The sequence below is a fragment of the Actinoplanes lutulentus genome (assembly GCF_003259845.1).
Taxonomy (GTDB): Bacteria; Actinomycetota; Actinomycetes; order Mycobacteriales; family Micromonosporaceae; genus Actinoplanes; species Actinoplanes lutulentus.
In genome coordinates, this window is sequence record NZ_QLMJ01000006.1 from 95,206 (window position 1) to 113,471 (window position 18,266).

16 protein-coding genes and 1 riboswitch are annotated in these 18,266 nt (G+C 70.0%); of the genes, 10 read left to right on the forward strand and 6 right to left on the reverse strand.

Annotated features, from left to right (window positions below):
- The first annotated feature begins 2 nt into the window (after positions 1-2).
- Positions 3-707, forward strand: coding sequence for a phosphatase PAP2 family protein (locus B0I29_RS15715; protein WP_111649734.1), 705 nt, complete (start codon positions 3-5; stop codon positions 705-707).
- On the opposite strand, the gene nagA is transcribed toward B0I29_RS15715, so the two are convergent.
- Genes nagA through B0I29_RS15730 form a run of 3 tightly spaced genes read right to left on the reverse strand, consistent with a single transcriptional unit; the run spans position 702 to position 3,636 of the window.
- Positions 702-1,793 (reverse strand): N-acetylglucosamine-6-phosphate deacetylase, encoded by a 1,092-nt coding sequence (gene nagA, locus B0I29_RS15720; RefSeq protein ID WP_111649735.1) that lies wholly within the window; start codon positions 1,791-1,793, stop codon positions 702-704. The genes B0I29_RS15715 and nagA overlap by 6 nt on opposite strands.
- On the reverse strand, positions 1,790-2,716 hold the full coding sequence (locus B0I29_RS15725; RefSeq protein WP_111649736.1) for an ROK family protein: 927 nt from the start codon (positions 2,714-2,716) through the stop codon (positions 1,790-1,792). Before B0I29_RS15725 ends, nagA begins: the two co-directional genes overlap by 4 nt.
- Positions 2,713-3,636, reverse strand: coding sequence for an SIS domain-containing protein (locus tag B0I29_RS15730; RefSeq protein ID WP_111649737.1), 924 nt, complete (start codon positions 3,634-3,636; stop codon positions 2,713-2,715). Before B0I29_RS15730 ends, B0I29_RS15725 begins: the two co-directional genes overlap by 4 nt.
- 192 nt (positions 3,637-3,828) lie before the next feature.
- On the opposite strand from B0I29_RS15730, the gene B0I29_RS15735 reads away from it, so the two are divergent.
- From B0I29_RS15735 to B0I29_RS15755, 5 genes are all read left to right on the forward strand, one after another.
- A complete protein-coding gene (locus tag B0I29_RS15735; protein WP_111649738.1) occupies positions 3,829-4,614 on the forward strand; it encodes a DeoR/GlpR family DNA-binding transcription regulator in 786 nt (261 codons plus the stop codon).
- A gap of 76 nt (positions 4,615-4,690) precedes the next feature.
- Complete coding sequence (locus B0I29_RS15740; protein WP_111649739.1) at positions 4,691-4,924, forward strand: contact-dependent growth inhibition system immunity protein; 234 nt, start codon at positions 4,691-4,693, stop codon at positions 4,922-4,924.
- A 49-nt stretch (positions 4,925-4,973) separates the two neighbouring features.
- Positions 4,974-5,960, forward strand: coding sequence for an ATP-binding cassette domain-containing protein (locus B0I29_RS15745; RefSeq protein WP_111649740.1), 987 nt, complete (start codon positions 4,974-4,976; stop codon positions 5,958-5,960).
- Positions 5,957-6,955 carry an ABC transporter permease gene (locus B0I29_RS15750; protein ID WP_111649741.1) on the forward strand — a complete coding sequence of 333 codons (999 nt, stop codon included), beginning with the start codon at positions 5,957-5,959 and terminating at the stop codon, positions 6,953-6,955. Before B0I29_RS15745 ends, B0I29_RS15750 begins: the two co-directional genes overlap by 4 nt.
- 84 nt (positions 6,956-7,039) lie before the next feature.
- Entirely contained in the window at positions 7,040-7,384 is a 345-nt protein-coding gene (locus tag B0I29_RS15755; RefSeq protein WP_111649742.1) for a DUF3263 domain-containing protein, read from the forward strand.
- A gap of 9 nt (positions 7,385-7,393) precedes the next feature.
- On the opposite strand, the gene B0I29_RS15760 is transcribed toward B0I29_RS15755, so the two are convergent.
- Complete coding sequence (locus B0I29_RS15760) at positions 7,394-9,613, reverse strand: AAA family ATPase (protein ID WP_111649743.1); 2,220 nt, start codon at positions 9,611-9,613, stop codon at positions 7,394-7,396.
- Positions 9,614-9,688: 75 nt separating this feature from the next.
- On the opposite strand from B0I29_RS15760, the gene B0I29_RS15765 reads away from it, so the two are divergent.
- The 4 genes from B0I29_RS15765 to thrC all read left to right on the forward strand — a co-directional run bounded on the left by B0I29_RS15765 (position 9,689) and on the right by thrC (position 16,811).
- Positions 9,689-10,306: a hypothetical protein gene (locus tag B0I29_RS15765; RefSeq protein ID WP_111649744.1), complete on the forward strand. Its 618-nt coding sequence runs from the start codon at positions 9,689-9,691 to the stop codon at positions 10,304-10,306.
- A gap of 46 nt (positions 10,307-10,352) precedes the next feature.
- Positions 10,353-13,157, forward strand: a complete 2,805-nt coding sequence (locus B0I29_RS15770) for an alpha/beta fold hydrolase (protein ID WP_111649745.1) — start codon at positions 10,353-10,355, stop codon at positions 13,155-13,157.
- Positions 13,154-14,020 (forward strand): ABC transporter permease, encoded by an 867-nt coding sequence (locus B0I29_RS15775; protein ID WP_111649746.1) that lies wholly within the window; start codon positions 13,154-13,156, stop codon positions 14,018-14,020. Before B0I29_RS15770 ends, B0I29_RS15775 begins: the two co-directional genes overlap by 4 nt.
- 1,359 nt (positions 14,021-15,379) lie before the next feature.
- Positions 15,380-15,517, forward strand: a riboswitch (SAM riboswitch).
- A gap of 10 nt (positions 15,518-15,527) precedes the next feature.
- On the forward strand, positions 15,528-16,811 hold the full coding sequence (gene thrC, locus B0I29_RS15785; protein ID WP_111649748.1) for a threonine synthase: 1,284 nt from the start codon (positions 15,528-15,530) through the stop codon (positions 16,809-16,811).
- Between the two features lie 224 nt (positions 16,812-17,035).
- Here the strand turns inward: thrC and B0I29_RS15790 are convergent, their stop codons facing one another.
- Positions 17,036-17,476, reverse strand: coding sequence for a hypothetical protein (locus B0I29_RS15790; RefSeq protein WP_111649749.1), 441 nt, complete (start codon positions 17,474-17,476; stop codon positions 17,036-17,038).
- The gene (locus B0I29_RS15795) at positions 17,476-17,982 is read right to left on the reverse strand and encodes a GNAT family N-acetyltransferase (protein WP_245972545.1); all 507 of its coding nucleotides are present in this window, start codon (positions 17,980-17,982) and stop codon (positions 17,476-17,478) included. Before B0I29_RS15795 ends, B0I29_RS15790 begins: the two co-directional genes overlap by 1 nt.
- Between the last annotated feature and the right edge of the window lie 284 nt (positions 17,983-18,266).

The window sequence follows — 18,266 nt, forward strand, 5'->3', positions numbered from 1 at the left end:
ACGTGACCGTTGTACTTCGCAGGCAGGCGTCCAGCTGGTGGCCTGACCTGTTGGCCGTGGCAGCCTTCGCGGGCCTGACCGTGGCGCTCGCCTCCGGCCACCTGCTGACGTTCGACCAGCGGGTGGCCGACTGGGCGTTCGCACACCAGCCGGCGGTCGTCTACTGGCCCGCGCGGGTGCTGAACTATCTCGGTCAGGGTGGGCAGGTGCTCACCCCGATCTCACTGATCCTGACCGGCCTGCTGCTGTACCGGACCAGGTCGGTGCGGGCGGTGCTGCCGTTCGCGGCGGCGTTCGTGCTGACCTACTTCACGATCGGGCCGGCGAAACTGCTCTTCGACCGGGCCGCGCCCGCCTTCACCGGCCCGGACAAGACCGAGCTCTTCAACCCGGCGGCCATCGGCAAGTACGGGATGAGTTATCCGTCCGGGCACATGGGCAACGTCCTGGTCTGGTACACCGTGATGGCCCTGCTGCTGGCCGCACTGCTGCACCGGCAGCTGACACGCCGGGAGTGGCTGGCGATCCGGGTGGCGCCCGTGGTGATCGTTTTCTGCACCACGGTCTATCTGGGCTTCCACTGGGTGACCGACTCGGTCGCCGGGGTGCTGCTGGGCCTGGTCCTGGCCCGCATCCTCACCCGAATCCCCTGGGACACGATCCCCCTGCCGCCGCTGAAGGGCTGGGAACGCCCCGCCGGCCTATAGCGGGACGCCGGCGTGGATTACCTGTTTCAGGTTCAGGTCGGCGTCCAGGATCACCAGGTCGGCTCGGAGGCCTGGGGTGATCGCGCCGCGGTCGGTGAGGCCCAGCAGGCGGGCCGGGGTGGTCGCGGCCATGGTTGCCGCCTCGGTCAGGGACAGGCCGGCCGCGACCGCGTTGCGCACCGCCACGTCCATGGTCAGGGTGCTGCCGGCGATCGAGCCGTTGTGTGCGAGCCGGGCCACCCGGTCGGCGACCACTACCTCCTGGCCGCCCAGCTCATAGCGCCCGTCCGGCATGCCGGTGGCGTCCATCGCGTCGGTGATCAGGATGGCGCGGTCCGGGCCGGCGCTGCGGGCGGCGAAGGCCAGCATGCCCGGGTGCAGGTGGATGTTGTCGGCGATCAGCTCGACCGCCGCGATCGACGAGAGAAGACCGACTACCGGTCCGGGTTCGCGGTGGTGCGGCGGGCGCATTCCATTGAAGAGGTGGGTGCCCACTGTTGCGCCCGCTGCCACTCCGGCCTGGGTCTGATCGTACGAGGCGTCGGTGTGCCCGATCGCCGCCAGCACACCGTGATCGCGGAGGAACGTGATCGCCTCCAGGGCTCCGGGGAGCTCGGGGGCGATGGTCATCATGCGTACCGTCTCTGGACCGGCCTTGACCAGCTCGGTGAGCTCGACCGGCGCGGGGTCTCGCAGGTATGCGGGGTTTTGCGCGCCGCAGCGCGCATGGGAGAGGTACGGGCCCTCGAAGTGGATCCCGGCGATCACGCCGTCGGCGACCAGCGGCTGGTACGCCTCGACGGCGTCCCGCATCAGCTCGAACGGTGAGCTGACCAGGCTCGCCAGCATCGTCGTGGTGCCGTGCCGCAGGTGGAAGGCGGCCGCCTTCCGGGCCGCCTCGGCGTCGCCGGTGGTGAAGGTGTGCCCGCCGCCGCCGTGGCAGTGCAGGTCGATGAAGCCGGGCACGATGATGTCGGTGCCGGCGGCGTCGGTGGTGTCGTCCGGGGTGATCGCTTCGATCATTTCGCCATTTATGGCGATATGCCCGTTGATAATTCCGTCTGGGGTGACGATCCGGCCGTTCATCGGGAGGCCTCTTCAAGGGTGTCGAGGGCGAGCAGAGCCGCGCCCAGGCAGCCGGCCGTGTCACCCAGCTCGGCCCGGACGATCTCCGGCGGCCGGTGGAAGGTGACCCGCTCGGCGAGCGCGGCACGCACCGGCCGGAGCAGGTCGTCGCCGGCCTCGGCCAGCCCGCCGCCGAGCACGATCACTCCGACGTCGTAGAGCGCCTGCGCGGTCAGCAGACCGTCGGCGAGCGCCTCGACCGCGTCCTGCCAGACCTTCCGGGCGAGTTCCTCACCCGCCGCGGCGCGGGTCGCCACGTCGAACGCGGTGGCGCCGGGCTCGCCGGACAGCTCCGCGTACTTCCGGCCGATCGACTTCGCCGAGGTCTCCGCCTCCAGGCAGCCGCGCAGGCCACAGCCGCAGGGCGAACCTCCCGGCCGGACCACGACGTGCCCGAGCTCGCCGGCCGCACCGTGCGCTCCCGAATAGCCGGAGCCGTCCACCACCAGGCCGGCCGCGATGCCCGTACCGATGGCAACAAAAAGCACGTGCCTGCGCCCGCGCCCGGCGCCGAGGCGCGCCTCGGCGAGGGCGCCCACCCGGACGTCGTGGCCGAGCGCGGCGGGCATGCCCAGCCTCTGCCGTGCGAGATCTCTCAGGGGTACGTCCCGGAAGCCCACGTTCGAGGACCAGACCGCGACGCCGGTGACCTCGTCGACCACCCCCGGCACCGCGATGCCGGTGGCGACCGGGATGAGTCCGTCGGCGCGCGCCTTCCCTGCGAGCGACTCGGCGATCTCCAGGATGTTCTCGGTGACCGCGACTGGGCCCCGCTCGGCCCGGGTGGGGTGGCGTTCCTCGTGGTGAACCGTGCCGTCCGGCCGGACCAGGGCGCACTTCATCCCGGTGCCGCCCACGTCGAGGGCGACGACGGCTTGGCTCATTTCAGGACTACAGAGCGGGTCAGGTTGCGTGGGTTGTCCGGGTCCAGGCCCTGAGTGGTCGCGAGCAGCACGGCGACGCGCTGGGCCAGGATCAGGTCGGCCATCGGGTCGAGCGGTTCACGTCCGCCGACCCAGCTGCCGAGGGAGGCGTACCCGCCGTGGTGGCGGCTGTGCAGGAACGCGGCGCCGGTCGCCTCCACCTCTTCGGTGAGGCCGTCCGGGACGTCACCGAAGGCCCACACGACGCGGCGCGGGCCGGCGATCGAGATCGGGCCGTGCCGGTAATCCATTGCGGGGTACGACTCGGTCCAGAAACCGGCAGTCTCCCGGCACTTGAGCGCGGCTTCCTCGGCGAGGCCGACGGTCCAGCCCCGGCCCAGGAAGGTGATCTGGTCGAAGAGGGCCGGGTGCACCGGCAGCGGCATGCGTACCGCCACCTCGGCGTCGGTCGCGGCGTCCTCCAGGTCCTCGCCGAGGGCGGCGCGGAGCAGGGCGAGCACGCTGGTGGCGAACCGGGTCTGCACGACCGAACGCTCGTCGGCGAAGTCCAGCACCACGGCGTTCGTGGCGATCTGGGCGGCCGGCTGGGCGCGGTCCGCGGTGAGCACGGTGACCGGGGCGGTCTCGCCGAAGGCACGCATCACGTCGAGCACCTCGGTGGTGGTGCCGGAACGGGTGATCGCGACCAGTCGGTCGTACCGTCGATCAAGCGGGAAGTCGGAGGCCTGGAAGGCGTCCGTCTCGCCCTGTCCGGCCTTCTCGCGCAGTGCCGCGTACGCCTTCGCCATGAACCAGGAGGTGCCGCAGCCGACGACGGCGACCCGCTCCCCAGTGGTCGGCAGGCCCGGTGCCGAGGCTAGCTTCGCTGCCTGCCGCCAGCACTCCGGCTGAGTCGCGATCTCCGCTTTCACATGGCTCATGGCTGTTCCTCACACCGGTAGTAGCTGCGCATTCGCGCTCGGTTCCCGGGACTTTCGCGCGTTATTGTGCTCATGACGCTGCCGTGGGGGCAAGCTCTGCGAGACCTTTGAGCACCGTGTCGCTTTGCTTCCGGGCCTTTCGCGCACTAATGTGCACACACTTATCATGAAACGTGCAGCTGGGAGTGACGGGTGGACCGGTACGCGCGGTGGAATGCCCTGCTCGAGCTACTGACCGAGAGTGGCCGGGTCACGGTCGAAGAGGCCGCCGAGACCCTCGACGTGTCCCAGGCGACCATCCGTCGCGACTTCGACCAGCTTGCCCAGCAGCAGATGATCACCCGCACCAGGGGCGGTGCGGTCGCCAACGGAGTGTCGTACGACCTGCCCCTGCGATACAAGAGCGCCAAGCACTCGGCCGAGAAACAGCGCATCGGTGAGGCCGCCGCGAAACTGGTCACCCCCGGCACCGTGGTCGGCCTCAACGGCGGCACCACGATCACCGAGGTGGCCCGCGCGCTGGCGGTCCGCCCCGATTTGAACGCGGTCGGCGAGGGCGCTCAGCTCACCGTTGTGACCAACGCGCTCAACATCGCCAACGAGCTGCTGGTCCGCTCCCGCATGAAGATCGTCGTAGCCGGCGGCGTGGTCCGCCCGCAGTCCTTCGAGGTGGTGGGCCCTCTGGGCGGCGCGCTCCTCAAGGAAGTCACGATCGACATCGTCCTGCTCGGCGTCGACGCGCTGGACGTGGAACTGGGCGCGGCGTCGCACCACGAGGGCGAGGCCGCGATGAACAGCCTGATGGTCGCGAGAGCCAAGAAGGTCGTGGTGATCGCCGACTCGTCGAAGCTGGGCGGCCACGCGTTCGCCCGGATCTGCCCCATCTCCAAGGTCGAAACCCTGGTGACCGACTCCGGAGCATCACCCGCACTGGTGTCCTCCTTCCGTGAAGCCGGCGTAGAGGTCATCACCGCCTGACCGCATTTCGGGTCTCAGGATCTGCTCCCGGGCCTCAGCGGCGACGCTGACCGCCGACCCGGGAAAGCCGTGGGCGATGGAGGAGAAGGCGTTGTCGCTGGAGCAGGTCGAGGGGGCGAACTGGGGTGAGCCGCCCGCTGACTCCACCCGCCTCGTGGCGAGTGTGCACGCTCTGCGCAGGCGGCCGATCGCTGAGCTCGGCGCCGAGGGTCTCCGGCTGTTGATCAGTCAGCGGGTGGGTCTGGCGGAGATCGACGACGAGGTTCAGACCGAGATCGCGAAGCTCGGGAGTGGCGCTTCGGGGTGGTGACCGCATTTCGGGATCCCGGGGGTGGCGATCTTCACCTATCGTGCGGCGCATGACCGCCGTACTCGAGATATCAGGGCTGCGGAAGACCTATCGCGGCCGTAAAGGTGTCCGGAATGCGCTGGACGGCTTCGACATGGTTGTGGAAGCCGGCCAGGTGCATGGATTCCTCGGGCCCAATGGTTCCGGCAAGACCACGACGTTGCGTACGCTCCTCGGCCTGATCAAGCCCAATGACGGCCGGATGGCGATCCTCGGGCGTGAGGTGCCGAGGCATCTGCCGGAGGTGGCCCGCGAGGTCGGCGCCATTGTGGAGAGCCCGCAGTTCTTCGGGAACTTCACCGCCGAGACCACGCTGTCGCTGCTCGCCGACGCCGGGGGTGTGAACCGCAACCGGGTCGTGTCGGTGCTGGACCTGGTGGGTCTGCGGGACCGGGCGAAGGAGCGGGTCAAGACGTACTCGCTCGGTATGAAGCAGCGCCTTGCGGTCGCTTCCGCGCTGCTCAAGGAGCCGAAGCTGCTCATCCTGGACGAGCCGGCGAACGGCCTGGACCCGGGTGGCATCCGGGAGATGCGCACGCTGATGCGGGACCTGTCGGATTCCGGGATGACGGTGCTGCTCTCCAGCCACATCCTCGGTGAGATCCAGCTGATCTGTGACTCGGTCACGATCATCTCGGCCGGCAAGCGTGTCACGTCGGGTTCGGTCTCCGAGGTGCTGGCGCAGCACACGAGCGGCGCCGTCAAGGTGCGCCTCGAACCGGGTGTCGACCTGATGGGCGCGGCCCAGCTGCTGCGCGCGGCCGGTGCCCAGGTCGCCCTGGAGAAGGACTACTTCACCGTCGGCAACGCGAGCAACCCGGCGCAGATCACCAAACTGCTTGCTGACCAGCAGATCTACGTGAGCGAGCTGACCCCGGTCTCGGCCGACCTGGAGGACGTCTTCCTGGAGCTCACCGGCACCGCGCCGGTGGAGGGCCAGAACCGGCAGGTCGACCAGAGCGCGATGACCGCGGGCAAGGGTGGGTGGGGTCAGTGAGCCTGGCACGCGCGGAGTCACGGCGCCTGTTCAAACGGCGCTTCACCAAACTGATCGTCATCGGCGCGCTGCTGGTGCTGGCCGCGACCGTGGCGGGCACCTGGTTCAGCAACGAGAAGGTGGGCGCGACCCAGGTCGCCAGCGCCAAGGCCCAGGCGGACCGGGACTACCAGGAGGCGGTCCGGCAGTCCGAGCAGGAGATGGCGAAATGCCAGGCCGCGCCGCCCACGACGGACGGCGTGCCCTGTTCCGAGCAGGTCTGGGTGCCGACCCCGGATCAGTACGACTACACCTGGTACATGCCGGCGACGTTCGACCTGCGCAGCGAGTTCCCGAACATGATCTCGGTGCTGGCCGTGGTGCTGGCCGGCGCGGCGTTCCTGATCGGAGCGTCCTTCGTGGGCTCCGAGTGGAGCAGCGGCGGAATGATGAACCTGCTGCTCTGGCGCCCGCAGCGGGTACGCGTCCTGTCCACCAAGCTGACCGTCTTCCTGTCCTGGCTGACCGGCCTGACGCTTCTGCTCCTTGCGGCCTGGGCCGGGATCTTCCAGCTGGTCGCCGAGGTACGCGGCTCGACCGAGAAGATGACCGCGGGCGTCTGGCAGTCGTTCGGGCTGACCGGGCTGCGCGCGCTCGCGCTGGTCCTGGTGGCGGGTGCTCTCGGGTTCGCGCTGGCCTCGCTGGGACGGCACACCGGGATGGCGCTGGGCGCGCTGGTGGGGCTCGGCGCGCTGCAGATCGGCGTCTACGTGATGGCCAATCTGGCCGAGTTCAAGTTCACCGAGGCCTGGGTTCTGCCGGTGTGGGGCTATGCCTGGCTGGACAAAGAGTTGGTTCTTGAGGACTTCCGGTCCTGTGATTACTCGGCGACCGCCGGGTGCGAACTGGATAAATTCACCATGACGTGGCAAACCGCCGGCATCGGCATGGCGATTGTCGTGGCTCTCGTCGTGGGGGCCGCAATGTGGACAATGCGTAAGCGCGACATCACCTGATGTAACGTACGCGGGGATCGCCGGCTGCGTTTATGCTGGTGATCCCCTTCGTACATCTGTGCTTGCCGATGCTCTGGGAGTGCCATGCAACCCGCCGCCGAACCGACCGGAGACCAGCCGGTCGAGGAGCAGCAGCACATCCCTGCCCCGCGCGAGAGCCCGGAGCCCGCGGCAACCGAACCGGTGACGCCGGAAACACCCAAGCTCACCGAGCGCGAGCAGCAGATCATCGCGTTCGAGACGAAGTGGTGGAAGCACGCCGGCGCCAAGGAACAGGCGATCCGGGACACCTTCGACCTCTCCTCGACCCGCTATTACCAGCTGCTCAACGGCCTGCTCGACAACCCGGCCGCGCTGGAGCACGACCCCGTGCTGATCGGCCGCCTGCGACGGCTGCGATCAGCACGGGCACGCACCCGCCGCCGATAAGCACAAAGCTCAGGGCTGGTGCGTCTCCGCATAAGCCGAGAGCCAGGCCACCTGAGCCGGGTCGAGCGACGCCCGCACCCGCTTGCGCGCGGCCGCCACGTTCGCCGCGGTGACCGTCGAGGCCTCCAGCGAGTCCCGCATCGCGGCCAGCGCCGACTCCCGGATCAGCGCCGCGCAGTCGGCCGCCGAGAAACCCTCCAGGTCGGCGCCGAGCGCGTCCAGGTCCACGGCGGGATCCAGCGGAACCGCCTTTGACGACGCCCGCAGGATCGCGGCACGTGCCTCACCGTCCGGCGGCGGCACGTAGACGAGCCGTTCCAACCGGCCGGGTCGTAGCAGCGCCGGGTCGATCAGGTCCGGCCGGTTCGTCGCGCCGATCACCACGACGTTGCGCAGGTCCTCGACACCGTCCAGTTCGGTGAGCAGCGCGGCCACCACCCGGTCCGCGGTGCCGCCGTCGGTGGACTGCCCGCGGGTCGGCGCGAGCGCGTCCACCTCGTCGAGGAAGACCAGGGTCGGCGCGGCCTCGCGAGCCCGGCGGAACAACTCCCGCACGGCCCGCTCGCTGTCACCGACCCACTTGCTGAGCAGCTCGGCGCCCTTCACCGAGAGCACGTTCGCCTTGCCGGTCCCGGCGATCGCCTTCACCAGGTACGTCTTGCCGCAGCCCGGCGGACCGTACAGAAGGACACCTCGCGGTGGTGAGACGCCGAGCCGGGCGAACGTGTCCGGGTAGGTGAGCGGCCACAGCACCGACTCGGTGAGCACCTGTTTCACCTCGACCATGTCGCCGACGTCGTCAAGCGTCACCTCGGCCACCTCAAGCGTGGAGTCGGCCATCGACGTCGGCCTGACCACGTCGAGTGCCGCCTCGAAGTCAGCCATGGTCACGCTGGGTGCGTCAGTTTCAGCCGCGTCGCCGGCAACTCCGTTGCCGACATGCCGCAACGCCGCGCGTACCCCGGCCTCGCGCGCAAGCGCGCCCAGGTCCGCGGCCACAAACCCTGGGGTACGCCCAGCGACGTCGTCCAGGCGCACGTCCTCGGCCAGTGGCATCCCGCGAGTGAGCGCGCCCAGCTGCTCGCGGCGCATCGCGGCGTCCGGCAGCGGGACGGTCAGCTGGACCGCGAGCAGGTCGGGCGCCCGCAGTGCCGGGTCCACCGACTCCGGCCGGCTGGTCGTGCAGACCACGGCCACCCCGTCGGCCACCGTCTCGGCGAGGACCTGGCGGAAGACCGTGGAGATCGGCCCGGGCTCGTCGCGGGGCGCCAGCGCCTCCACGTCCGAGACGAGCAGGACGGATGGCTTGCCGGACCGGACCTCCTTGCTCAGCTCACGCAGCCGGGCCGCCGCCGCGTTGTTGGTGAGCGCGGCCAGCTCCGGTGCCCAGATCGGCCGGACTGTCGCGCCGACAGCCGCGCCGACCGCCTGGACCAGCGCGGACTTGCCGGAGCCGGACGGGCCGGAGATCAACACGCCGAGTGTCACCTTGGTGCCCAGCCGGGCCAGCACCTCGCCGTGGTTGAAGCCCAGGTCGAGCAGCTCCTCCAGCTCCTTGGCCTGGGCGCGCAGGCCGGGCAGGTCGTCGAGGCTGGGCGGGGGCATCTCCGGGTCGGCGACGACGGCGGTGACCGCGGCGGGTGATGGCCCGGACGTGACCTGGCCGTCCTGCCAGGCGACCACGGTGTCCATGGTGACCAGGGCGGCGTCCGGCCCGGCCAGCTCGGTGACGGTCAACAGGGTGCTCGTCCACGCGTACCCCACCCGGTTGGCGAGGCTGCGCCGCGCCGCCTCGACCAAGCCGCGATGAGCGGCGCCGGGCAGCACGTCCTGTGGCAGCAGCGAGACATCGTCGCCGGTGCTGACCACCTTGCCGAGCAGGGCGAGGCGCAGCATCTCCGGTGAGACCACCGCGACGATCTCGGGCGGGCCGGTGAGCGTCACCCGGCGCGCCTCGACCACCGGAGCGGGCTCGACCGTGACCTGGCCGCCGTCGCGGACACCCAGGTTGCCGAGGATCAGATCGTCCGCGTAGATCAGTGCCCGGCTCGCCGTCGTCTCGGCCCTCGCCACGATGCCGGCCGTGGTGCGGGCGCCGGTGAGGCGTACCGGATCGCCGGGGCGCAGCGCGAGCGCGGCCATCACCTCGGGGTGAAGGCGGACGATGCCTCGGCGTGCGTCCAGGGCTGCCGGCCGTAATGTCACGGTCAGCGTGAGATCATCAGCCACTGCGGATGCCTCCGATTGATCGTTTGGGGCTCTAGGACGTCCACGCTATCCGTCGCAGGCTCGGGAGGTCGTCTGGTGAGGTTCGTACTGATCGCCGCGTTCGTCGTGGCGACCCTTGCCGGGTGCACCGACAGCGGCGACAACGAGGCCGGACCGGTCGTCTCGCCGACTCCGGCGCCGAGCGGGCCGGTGGACATGCCGCCGGCGGACGCCGGATCGCCGAAACCGCTGCGCAGCGAGCCGGGCGGGCACTCCGCGAGCGCCGAGACCCCGCTGATGCTCAACGCGAACGGGTACGGGCCGTACCGAGTGGGTCAGAGCCAGCAGGAGCTGGTCGACGCGAAGATGGCCCGGGCCATGAAGGTGGACGAGACCGGCTGCGTGATCGGCTGGGGCTCGAAGCTGATGAACTCGCCGCGGCTCCGGTTCGTCGACGGCAAACTGGCCCAGATCGAGCTGAGCACGCTGGGCGCGGTCACCGACACCGGACTGATGATCGGCGCGCAGCTCCCCGAGGCGCAGGAGAAGTACCCGGACGGCAAAGTGATCTACGGTCCGGCCGGTGCCGGCTGGGAAACCGTCGACGGCGAGAACACCCTGCTCGTGAAGATCACCGGCGACGACGTGACCACGATCATCGGCGGCCTCGCCACCAGTGTGGAACGCCGTTACAAAGCCGGAATGGGCTGCTAACCAGTTCACAGGCGTTGCTCAGGCGGTTCCGGCTAGCGTGTGCGCCATGTCTGCCCTGTCCGCCGGGTTGCGCAAGCTACCCCGGCTCACCCGGCGCCGGGCGATCACCGCTTCGGTCGTTGTCGTGCTGCTCGCCGCCGCGGCCGTCTGGACCGTTCGATCCGACCGCAGCGACTGGACCTCCGAAGATCTGCGGCTGACCGTCAGCTCCGGCCCGGCCGGCAACGAGCCGGTCGACCTGGACGCCCGCTTCTATCTGCCGGCGGACCGGTCCGGCAAGGTTCCGGCGGTGCTGCTCGCGCACGGTTTCGGCGGCACCAAGAACTCGGTCAGCTCGGACGCGGAAAGCCTTGCCTCCCGTGGTTACGCGGTGCTGACCTGGACCGCCCGCGGTTTCGGCCGCAGCGGCGGCGAGATCCACCTGGACAGCCCGGACTACGAGGTCAAGGACGCTCAGGGGCTGCTCGACTGGCTCGCCACCCGGCCCGAGGTGAGCACCGACGCGGCCGGCGACCCGAAGGTCGGCGTGGTCGGCGGCTCGTACGGCGGCGCGCTCGCACTGCTGCTCGCCGGCCAGGACCAGCGGGTCGACGCGATCGTCCCGTCGATCACCTGGAACGACCTGAACAAGTCCTTCCTGCCGCAGTCGGCCGGCACCGACGCGACAGGGGTCTTCAAGAAGTCCTGGGCCGGCCTCTTCTTCGGCAACGGCGCGGCCGGCGCGGAGAGCGCGGTGAGTGCCCAGCTGGGCGGCGGATCCGAGACCGCCGAGGGCGGCGTGGGTGGTGGTGCGGCCGCGCTGGATCCCGCCTGCGGGCGGTTCTCCGCCGAGGTCTGTGCCGCGTACCTGCAGATGGCCACGACCGGCATCCCGAACGCTGCGACCACCGAGCTGCTGCGCAAGTCCAGCCCGGCCACCGTGCTCGACAAGATCAAGGCGCCGACGCTGCTGGTGCAGGGCGCGGTCGACACGCTCTTCCCGCTCTCCGAGGCGGACGCGAACGCCAAGGGCATCGCCGCGACCGGCACGCCGGTCCGGGTCGCCTGGTTCACCGGTGGACACGACGGCGGTGAGGGGCCGACCTCCGACTCGGATCGCGTCAAGTACCTCACGGTGCAGTGGCTCGATCATTACCTCAAGGGCGAAGGAGAGGTGCCCGGCGACGACTTCACGTGGTCGCGGGTGGCCGGTTTCAGTGCCCTCGATCGAGGGCTGGTGACTAATGGGTACTCCGCTCAGGCGTACCCGGGCATGGGCGGAACCGGTCGCACCCAGATCTCGCTCACGGGATCGGCGCAGCCGATCGCCAATCCGCCGAACGGCAATCCCGGCGCGCTGAGCTCGCTGCCCGGTCTCGGCGGGCGGCTCAGTTCGGTGCTGAGCGGTGGCGTCGCGATGGACATTCCCGGTCAGGTGGCGACCTTCACCTCGGAGCCGCTGACCGCCGGGGTGGATGTCGGTGGCTCGCCGACGCTCCAGCTGAAGGCGGCGTCGCCGACCGGCGAGGCCACGCTCTTCGTGAAGCTTTACGACGTCGACCAGAACGGCGCGTCCACGCTCAGCGCCGGTCTCGTCGCCCCGGTCCGGCTCACCGGCCTGCCCGCCGACATCGCCACCGCGGCGCCGATCACCGTCACGCTGCCGGCGATCGTGCGGCGGATCGAGGCCGGTCACACCGTGCGGATCGCCGTCGCCACCTCCGACCAGGCGTTCCTCACGCCGGCCCAGCCGGCGACCTACACCGTCGCGGTGGAGCCTTCGCTCACGCTTCCCACCCTGGTGGGCACGCCGATCGCGGATCCGGGCACGCTCTGGTGGTACGCCCTCGCGGGCGTGATCGCGGCGATCCTTCTGGGCCTGACGGTGGTCATTCTGGTGATTCGCCGCCGGCATCGGCGTCGCGAGACCTCGGTGATTGATGGGTACGCGGAAACGCCCCTCGTGGTCGACGGACTGCGCAAGGCGTACGGCGACGGGTTCGTGGCCGTGCAGGAGATCGGCTTCAAAGTCGAACGGGGGCAGGTCGTCGGCCTGCTCGGCCCGAACGGCGCCGGCAAGACGACCACTCTGCGGGTCCTGATGGGCCTGACCACACCGACCGCCGGCGAGATCTACGTGTTCGGGCATCGGCTCGTGCCGGGCGCACCGATCCTGTCCCGGGTGGGAGCGCTCGTCGAGGGCCCCGGCTTCCTGCCGCACCTCACCGGGTACGAGAACCTTCGCGCCTACTGGCAGGCCACCGGCCGCCCGTGGGAGGACGCGCGGTTCGACGAGGCGCTGGAGATCGCCGGCCTCGGCGACTCGGTGCACCGCCGGACCAAGAACTACAGCCACGGCATGCGGCAGCGCCTCGCCATCGCGCAGGCCATGCTCGGTCTGCCCGAGCTGCTGGTGCTCGACGAACCGACGGACGGGCTCGACCCGCCGCAGATCGCCGAGATGCGCCGCGTCCTGCAGCGGTACGCCACCGACGGCCGGGCCGTGCTGGTCTCCAGCCACCTGCTCGCCGAGGTGGAACAGACCTGTACGCACGCCGTCGTGGTCAACAAGGGCCGGATCGTCGCGTCCGGCCTGGTCGACGACATCGTCGGCGACTCGCCGTCGGTGCAGCTGGACGTCTCCGACGTGCCGGCCGCGACCCGGGTCCTGGAAGAGCTGGGCGTGCGTTCGGTGACGCCGGAAGGCACGCACGGCCTGATCGTCGACATGAACGGAACGGCCCGGTCCGAGCTGGTCGCCTCGCTGGTCACGGCCGGCATCGGGGTGGACCGGCTGGTGCCCCGGCGTCGGCTCGAAGACGCGTTCCTGGCCCTGGTGGGCGACAACTCGCGGGGGAGTGGGGACCGATGAGCGCATCTGCGGCAACCGGGTACCGGGCGTCTCGCACGCTGCCGATCTGGGCCGAGGTACGCCGGCAGGCCTCGCGTCGGCGTACCCAATTGGCTCTTGGTTTCATGGTTTTGTTGCCTTTGATCATCTTGATCGCGTTCGAGTTCGACACCGGCGGTCCGGGCGACGAGGACGCCGACGGCGGTGGCGCGTTCAGCAGCATCGCCGACCTGGGCACCTCCGGCGGGCTCAACTTCGCGCTCTTCTGCCTCGCCGTCTCGGCCGGGTTCCTGCTGGTCGTGGTGGTGGCGCTGTTCTTCGGCGACACGGTGGCCTCGGAGGCGAGCTGGGGCAGCCTGCGTTACCTGCTGGCGGTCCCGGTGCCACGCGCCCGGCTGCTCGGCGTGAAGCTGATCGTCGCGGCGGGGTACTCGGTACTGGCGTTCCTGACGTTGCTCGGGTCGGCGCTGCTGATGGGCACGCTGCGGTACGGCTGGGGGCCGCTGGGCAGCACCATCGCCTCGGAGATCCCGCCTGCTGAGGGGCTGCTGCGGCTGCTCGGGATCCTGGCCTACCTCTTGGTGACCATGCTCGTTGTGGCCGGCCTGGCGTTCCTCATGTCGGTGCTGACCGATGCCGCGCTGGGTGCCGTGGGCGGTGCGGTGATGCTGTGGATCCTCTCCAGCATCCTGGACCAGATCACCGCGCTCGGCGGCATCCGGGACTTCCTGCCGACGCATTACACGGATGCGTGGCGGGGGCTGCTCTCCACCCCGATCCAATCCGAGGACCTGGCGAAGGGCGCGATCTCGGCGATTGTGTATGCCACGGTTTTCTGGGGGGTCGCTTTCTACCGCTTCACCCGCAAGGACATCACTTCCTGACGCTTCGCGGGGGCCGGGCCGCGGCCCGGCCGGCCGGGCCGCGGCCCGGCCGGCCGGCTCGCTGGCGGCCGGCTCGCTGGCGGCCGGCTCGCTGGCGGCCGGCTCGCTGGCGGCCGGCTCGCTGGCGGCCGGCTCGCTGGCGGCCGGCTCGCTGGCGGTCGGCCGGCTTGCTGGACGCTGGCTGGCCGCTGGACGCTGGCTGGCCGCTGGACGCTGGCCGCTGGCCGCTGGCCGCTGGCCGCTGGCCGCTGGCTGGCTGGCGGCTGGCTGGCTGGCTGGCCGATTGGCTGGCTGGCCGGTTGGCTGGCTGGCCGGTTGAGAGCTTGTTCGCCGGGCCGCCCCGGTGCGCGGGGCGTTTGCGGTGCCGCAGCCGCCCAGATCTTGAGCGATTTTCCACCGTCGGCGGTGCACGATCGCTCAAGATCTGGAAGTCGCCCGCTCGTTCGCTCGTTCTGCGGCACGGCTGCCAGCGAGAGGCGTCCTGCCGCGAATCTTGGTCCCCGGGCCACACCCCAGGGGGCATAGCGGCCCAAGATCGGCCAGCCGCGGGGGCGAGCCGTAGCTCAGACATGTCATGCGACTGCGATGAGGTGTCTGAGCTACGGCTCGCGTCCCTCGGCCGTCGTTCAGGCACGTTATGAGGGCCCGGTGACGCGTCTGAGCTACGGCTCGGCTCGCGCTGAGCGGTCGGCTCGCGCTGAGCGGTCCGCCGCGTTCAGTGGTCGGCTCGCGCTGGGTGGTCGGCCCGCTCGGGGGGTCGGCTTGCTCAATGGGCGGTTCGGGTTCCGCTCCGGGGCGAAGTCGACCCGCCGCGAGTGATCCGCCGCTGGTGCGTGTTGAGTTAGGGCGCGTATCGAACCTGAAGTCGACACGCGTGCCGCTGGCCGGTGTTCTGTGTCGAGGTGGGGTTCGATGCGCGCCGCAATTCGACACGCGCTCTGGCCGGGGTGGCGGAGGCGTGCGCTCGCCGCCGTGACAGGAGCCCACCGTGTGCTTCTGTCACCCCTAACCGCGACTCGGCACCCGCCGGCACCCGCCGGCACCCGCCGGCACCCGCCGGCACCCGCCGGCACCCGCCGGCACCCGCCGGCACCCGCCGGCACCCGCCGGCACCCGCCGGCACGTGGGGTGGGGGGTGGGGGGGGGGGGGATTACGCAGGTCGCGCGGTGGGGGGAGCGGGTTGGACGCGTAGCGGCCAGCGAGGCGCGCCGGGCCCTCGGCGGGAGCAGCGGTCTGTACCCACCACCCGGCTGCGACCTGAAGTTGATCTGGATTTTGAGGGGAGTAGTCGCTCACACCTCGGGAACTCGTGGTGGTGATGGCGGAATCTCGTCGTAAGCTTCGAGAAACAACTGAATACCTCATCCAGAGGGGCAGAGGGAACGGCCCGATGAAGCCCCGGCAACCACCGCGCGTGTCTCGATGACGAGGCCAGCGCTGCGGCAGGTGCTAATTCCGTCCCCGTTCCGGCAGGTCGCCGCGGGGAAAGATGAGAGGAAAGCCTCGATGACGTCTGCCGTCAGTGCACCCAGCGCTACCACCACTTCCCCCGCTCGCGGCCTGGTTTGCCGTGCGTGCGGGGCGGAATACCCGCTCGCCGCGCAGCACGCCTGTTACGAGTGTTTCGGCCCGCTCGAGGTCGCCTACGACCAGGCGGCGCTTGCGCGGGTCACCCGGGCCGAGATCGAAGCCGGCCCGCAGAACATCTGGCGTTACGCGGGGCTGCTCCCCGCCGGCCAGGACCCGGCCACCCGGGTGACGCTCGACCCCGGTCTGACCCCGCTCGTGAGCGCGCCGGCGCTGGCCGCCGCGGTCGGCCTGAAAGCGCCGCTCTGGGTGAAGGACGACTCGCAGAACCCGACCCACTCGTTCAAGGACCGGGTCGTCTCGGTGGCCTTGACCGCGGCCAAGGAGCTGGGCTTCAACCGCTTCTCCTGCGCCTCGACCGGCAACCTGGCGAACTCGGTCGCCGCGCACGCGGCCCGCGCCGGAGTGCCGAGCATCGTCTTCATCCCCTCCGATCTGGAGCAGGGCAAGATCATCACCACCGCGGTCTACGGTGGCGAGCTGGTCGCGATCGAGGGCTCCTACGACGATGTGAACCGGCTCTGCAGCGAGCTCGTCGAGACCGACGAGTTCGAGGACACCGCGTTCGTCAACGTGAACGTGCGTCCTTTCTACGCCGAAGGATCAAAGACCCTTGGGTACGAGGTCGCCGAGCAGCTGGGCTGGCGCATCCCGGCCCAGGTCGTGATCCCGATGGCGTCGGGTGAGCTGCTCACCAAGGTGGACAAGGCGTTCACCGAGCTGGTCGAGATCGGACTGGTCGAGGCGCCGGAGGGCGGCTGGGCCGTGTTCGGCGCGCAGTCGGCCGGGTGCAACCCGATCGCCACGGCGCTGCACAAGGGCACCGACGAGATCATCCCGGTGAAGCCGACCGGCATCGCGAAGTCGCTGAACATCGGCGACCCGGCTGCCGGGTCGTACGCGATCGAGGCGGTCAACCGGACCGGCGGCTGGATGGATTACGCCGACGACGACGAGATCCGCGCCGGCATCCGGCTGCTCGCCGAGACCACCGGCATCTTCGCCGAGACCGCCGGTGGCACCACGGTGGCCGTACTGAAGAAGCTGGTCGAGAGCGGCAAGCTGGACCCGGAGAAGGAGACCGTCGTCTACAACACCGGCGAGGGCCTGAAGACTCTGGACGCTGTCGCCGGCCAGGTTGGACCGACCCACACGATCAAGCCGTCGCTGAAGGGCGCCCGGGAGGCCGGCCTGCTGGGATAACTCTCAGTAGTCACTTCTCTGCCCGCTGTCGAAGATTCCCTCCTGCGAGGACTTGCGATCTGATCTCCGGATCGGCAGGATGCTCACTGCGGGAGGACGCGACGCCGTACGAGGCTCCTCACCTGGACATTGGCGACAATCTCCGAGGGACCCAACGATCCAGCGCTGACCCACGTGGCTTTCGAGCCGGAGGCGCTGTGCGTCCGTCCTCCCGACCAACTTCTTCAGGGTTTCCGCAGCAGTCGCTGCACCCATGGCCGCAGCGGTTCGAGTTCGGGATAGTTCCCGTCGGCGAGCCCGGCCGCCTTCTCGAAGTAATTGCGAACCCCGAATGAGCGGGTGAGCATGATCGACCAGATGCAGGCGATCCAGTACGCGGGCCAGAAGAACGGGCCGAGCGCGGCGTACTGACTGGCGTGCCGGCACTCGTGGCGCAGCAGCTTTTCGCGGCGGGGGTCGAGCAGCCACTCCGCGGACCGCTTCGTGATGATCACCGAGCCGATCGTGAAGCAGGACGCCGGCGGTTTCTTGAAGCGGTAGTTCTCGGCGATGAGGATCCCGTCCGGACCCCGCCTGATCTTCGTCCGGGTCGCGAGCGCGAGCAGCAGACCCGCGCCCGTGGTGCCGTTGACGGCGGTGAGGACAGTGCGAGCCCGCGGACGCATCAGATCCGCCGGCGCATCTGCAGCTCGGTCAGCGTGGGCACGGTCGGATGCGGCAACCGCACCCCCGTGTCGGTGAAACCCAATTTTTCGTACGCCCGGACGGCCCGATCGTTGCCGACCACCACTTCCAGCATCAGCTCGTCCCGCCCGGACGCCAGCGACCAGTCGGCGACCGCGTCAACGAGCTGAGCCAGCACCTTGCCGCCCCGATGTGCCGGAGTCAGGTAGACCGCGAAGACGACAGTGCAGTGCGGCTCGTCCGGCAGCACGGTCCCACCGGCGTGCCCGATCAGGGGACCGTCGACCGGGTCGGCGACGAACTGGGCGGTGTCCGGGCCGGACGAGGACTGCCGGGTCCGGTGCCGGTAACTCTCGTGCGGCCGGGCCGCCGCCTGGGCCAGGGTTTCCAGAAAAGCGAGCGGGCTGTCCGCGAGCATCTCCAGTCGCAGGGCCCGCATCCGTCCCGTGTCCTCTGGTGTGACCCGGCGTACGGTCCAGTTCTCCATGACGTCCTCCATACCGTCCGCCGTGCGCGGGAGCAACCCTGACCTGCACTTTCAAGATCCTTATGTGAATACACGGCCGGGGTCGCGGGTTTCGCGGGAAGATGGTGTTTCTTGCACTCGGTACCCCAGAGTGCTAAACAAGTCATTGGCACTCGCTACTTGTGAGTGCCAGCAGGTCGGGACGGTGGGGTTCCGGTCGCAGCGCTGCCATCGGTGCTTCGACACGAAACCGGTCGTCGCGGGCTTTCCGGCTCGGCCTGAGGACGTCACATCGCCAGGTGGTG

Bases quoted from the DNA above. Each gene is read 5' to 3' on its own strand.
- B0I29_RS15775 (WP_111649746.1), top strand. From the start codon at position 13,154: ATGAGCGCATCTGCGGCAACCGGGTACCGGGCGTCTCGCACGCTGCCG.
- B0I29_RS15745 (WP_111649740.1), top strand. From the start codon at position 4,974: ATGACCGCCGTACTCGAGATATCAGGGCTGCGGAAGACCTATCGCGGC.
- B0I29_RS15795 (WP_245972545.1), bottom strand. From the start codon at position 17,982: ATGGAGAACTGGACCGTACGCCGGGTCACACCAGAGGACACGGGACGG.
- B0I29_RS15730 (WP_111649737.1), bottom strand. From the start codon at position 3,636: ATGAGCCATGTGAAAGCGGAGATCGCGACTCAGCCGGAGTGCTGGCGG.
- B0I29_RS15770 (WP_111649745.1), top strand. From the start codon at position 10,353: ATGTCTGCCCTGTCCGCCGGGTTGCGCAAGCTACCCCGGCTCACCCGG.
- thrC (WP_111649748.1), top strand. From the start codon at position 15,528: ATGACGTCTGCCGTCAGTGCACCCAGCGCTACCACCACTTCCCCCGCT.
- nagA (WP_111649735.1), bottom strand. From the start codon at position 1,793: ATGAACGGCCGGATCGTCACCCCAGACGGAATTATCAACGGGCATATC.
- B0I29_RS15755 (WP_111649742.1), top strand. From the start codon at position 7,040: ATGCAACCCGCCGCCGAACCGACCGGAGACCAGCCGGTCGAGGAGCAG.
- B0I29_RS15725 (WP_111649736.1), bottom strand. From the start codon at position 2,716: ATGAGCCAAGCCGTCGTCGCCCTCGACGTGGGCGGCACCGGGATGAAG.
- B0I29_RS15790 (WP_111649749.1), bottom strand. From the start codon at position 17,476: ATGCGTCCGCGGGCTCGCACTGTCCTCACCGCCGTCAACGGCACCACG.
- B0I29_RS15740 (WP_111649739.1), top strand. From the start codon at position 4,691: ATGGAGGAGAAGGCGTTGTCGCTGGAGCAGGTCGAGGGGGCGAACTGG.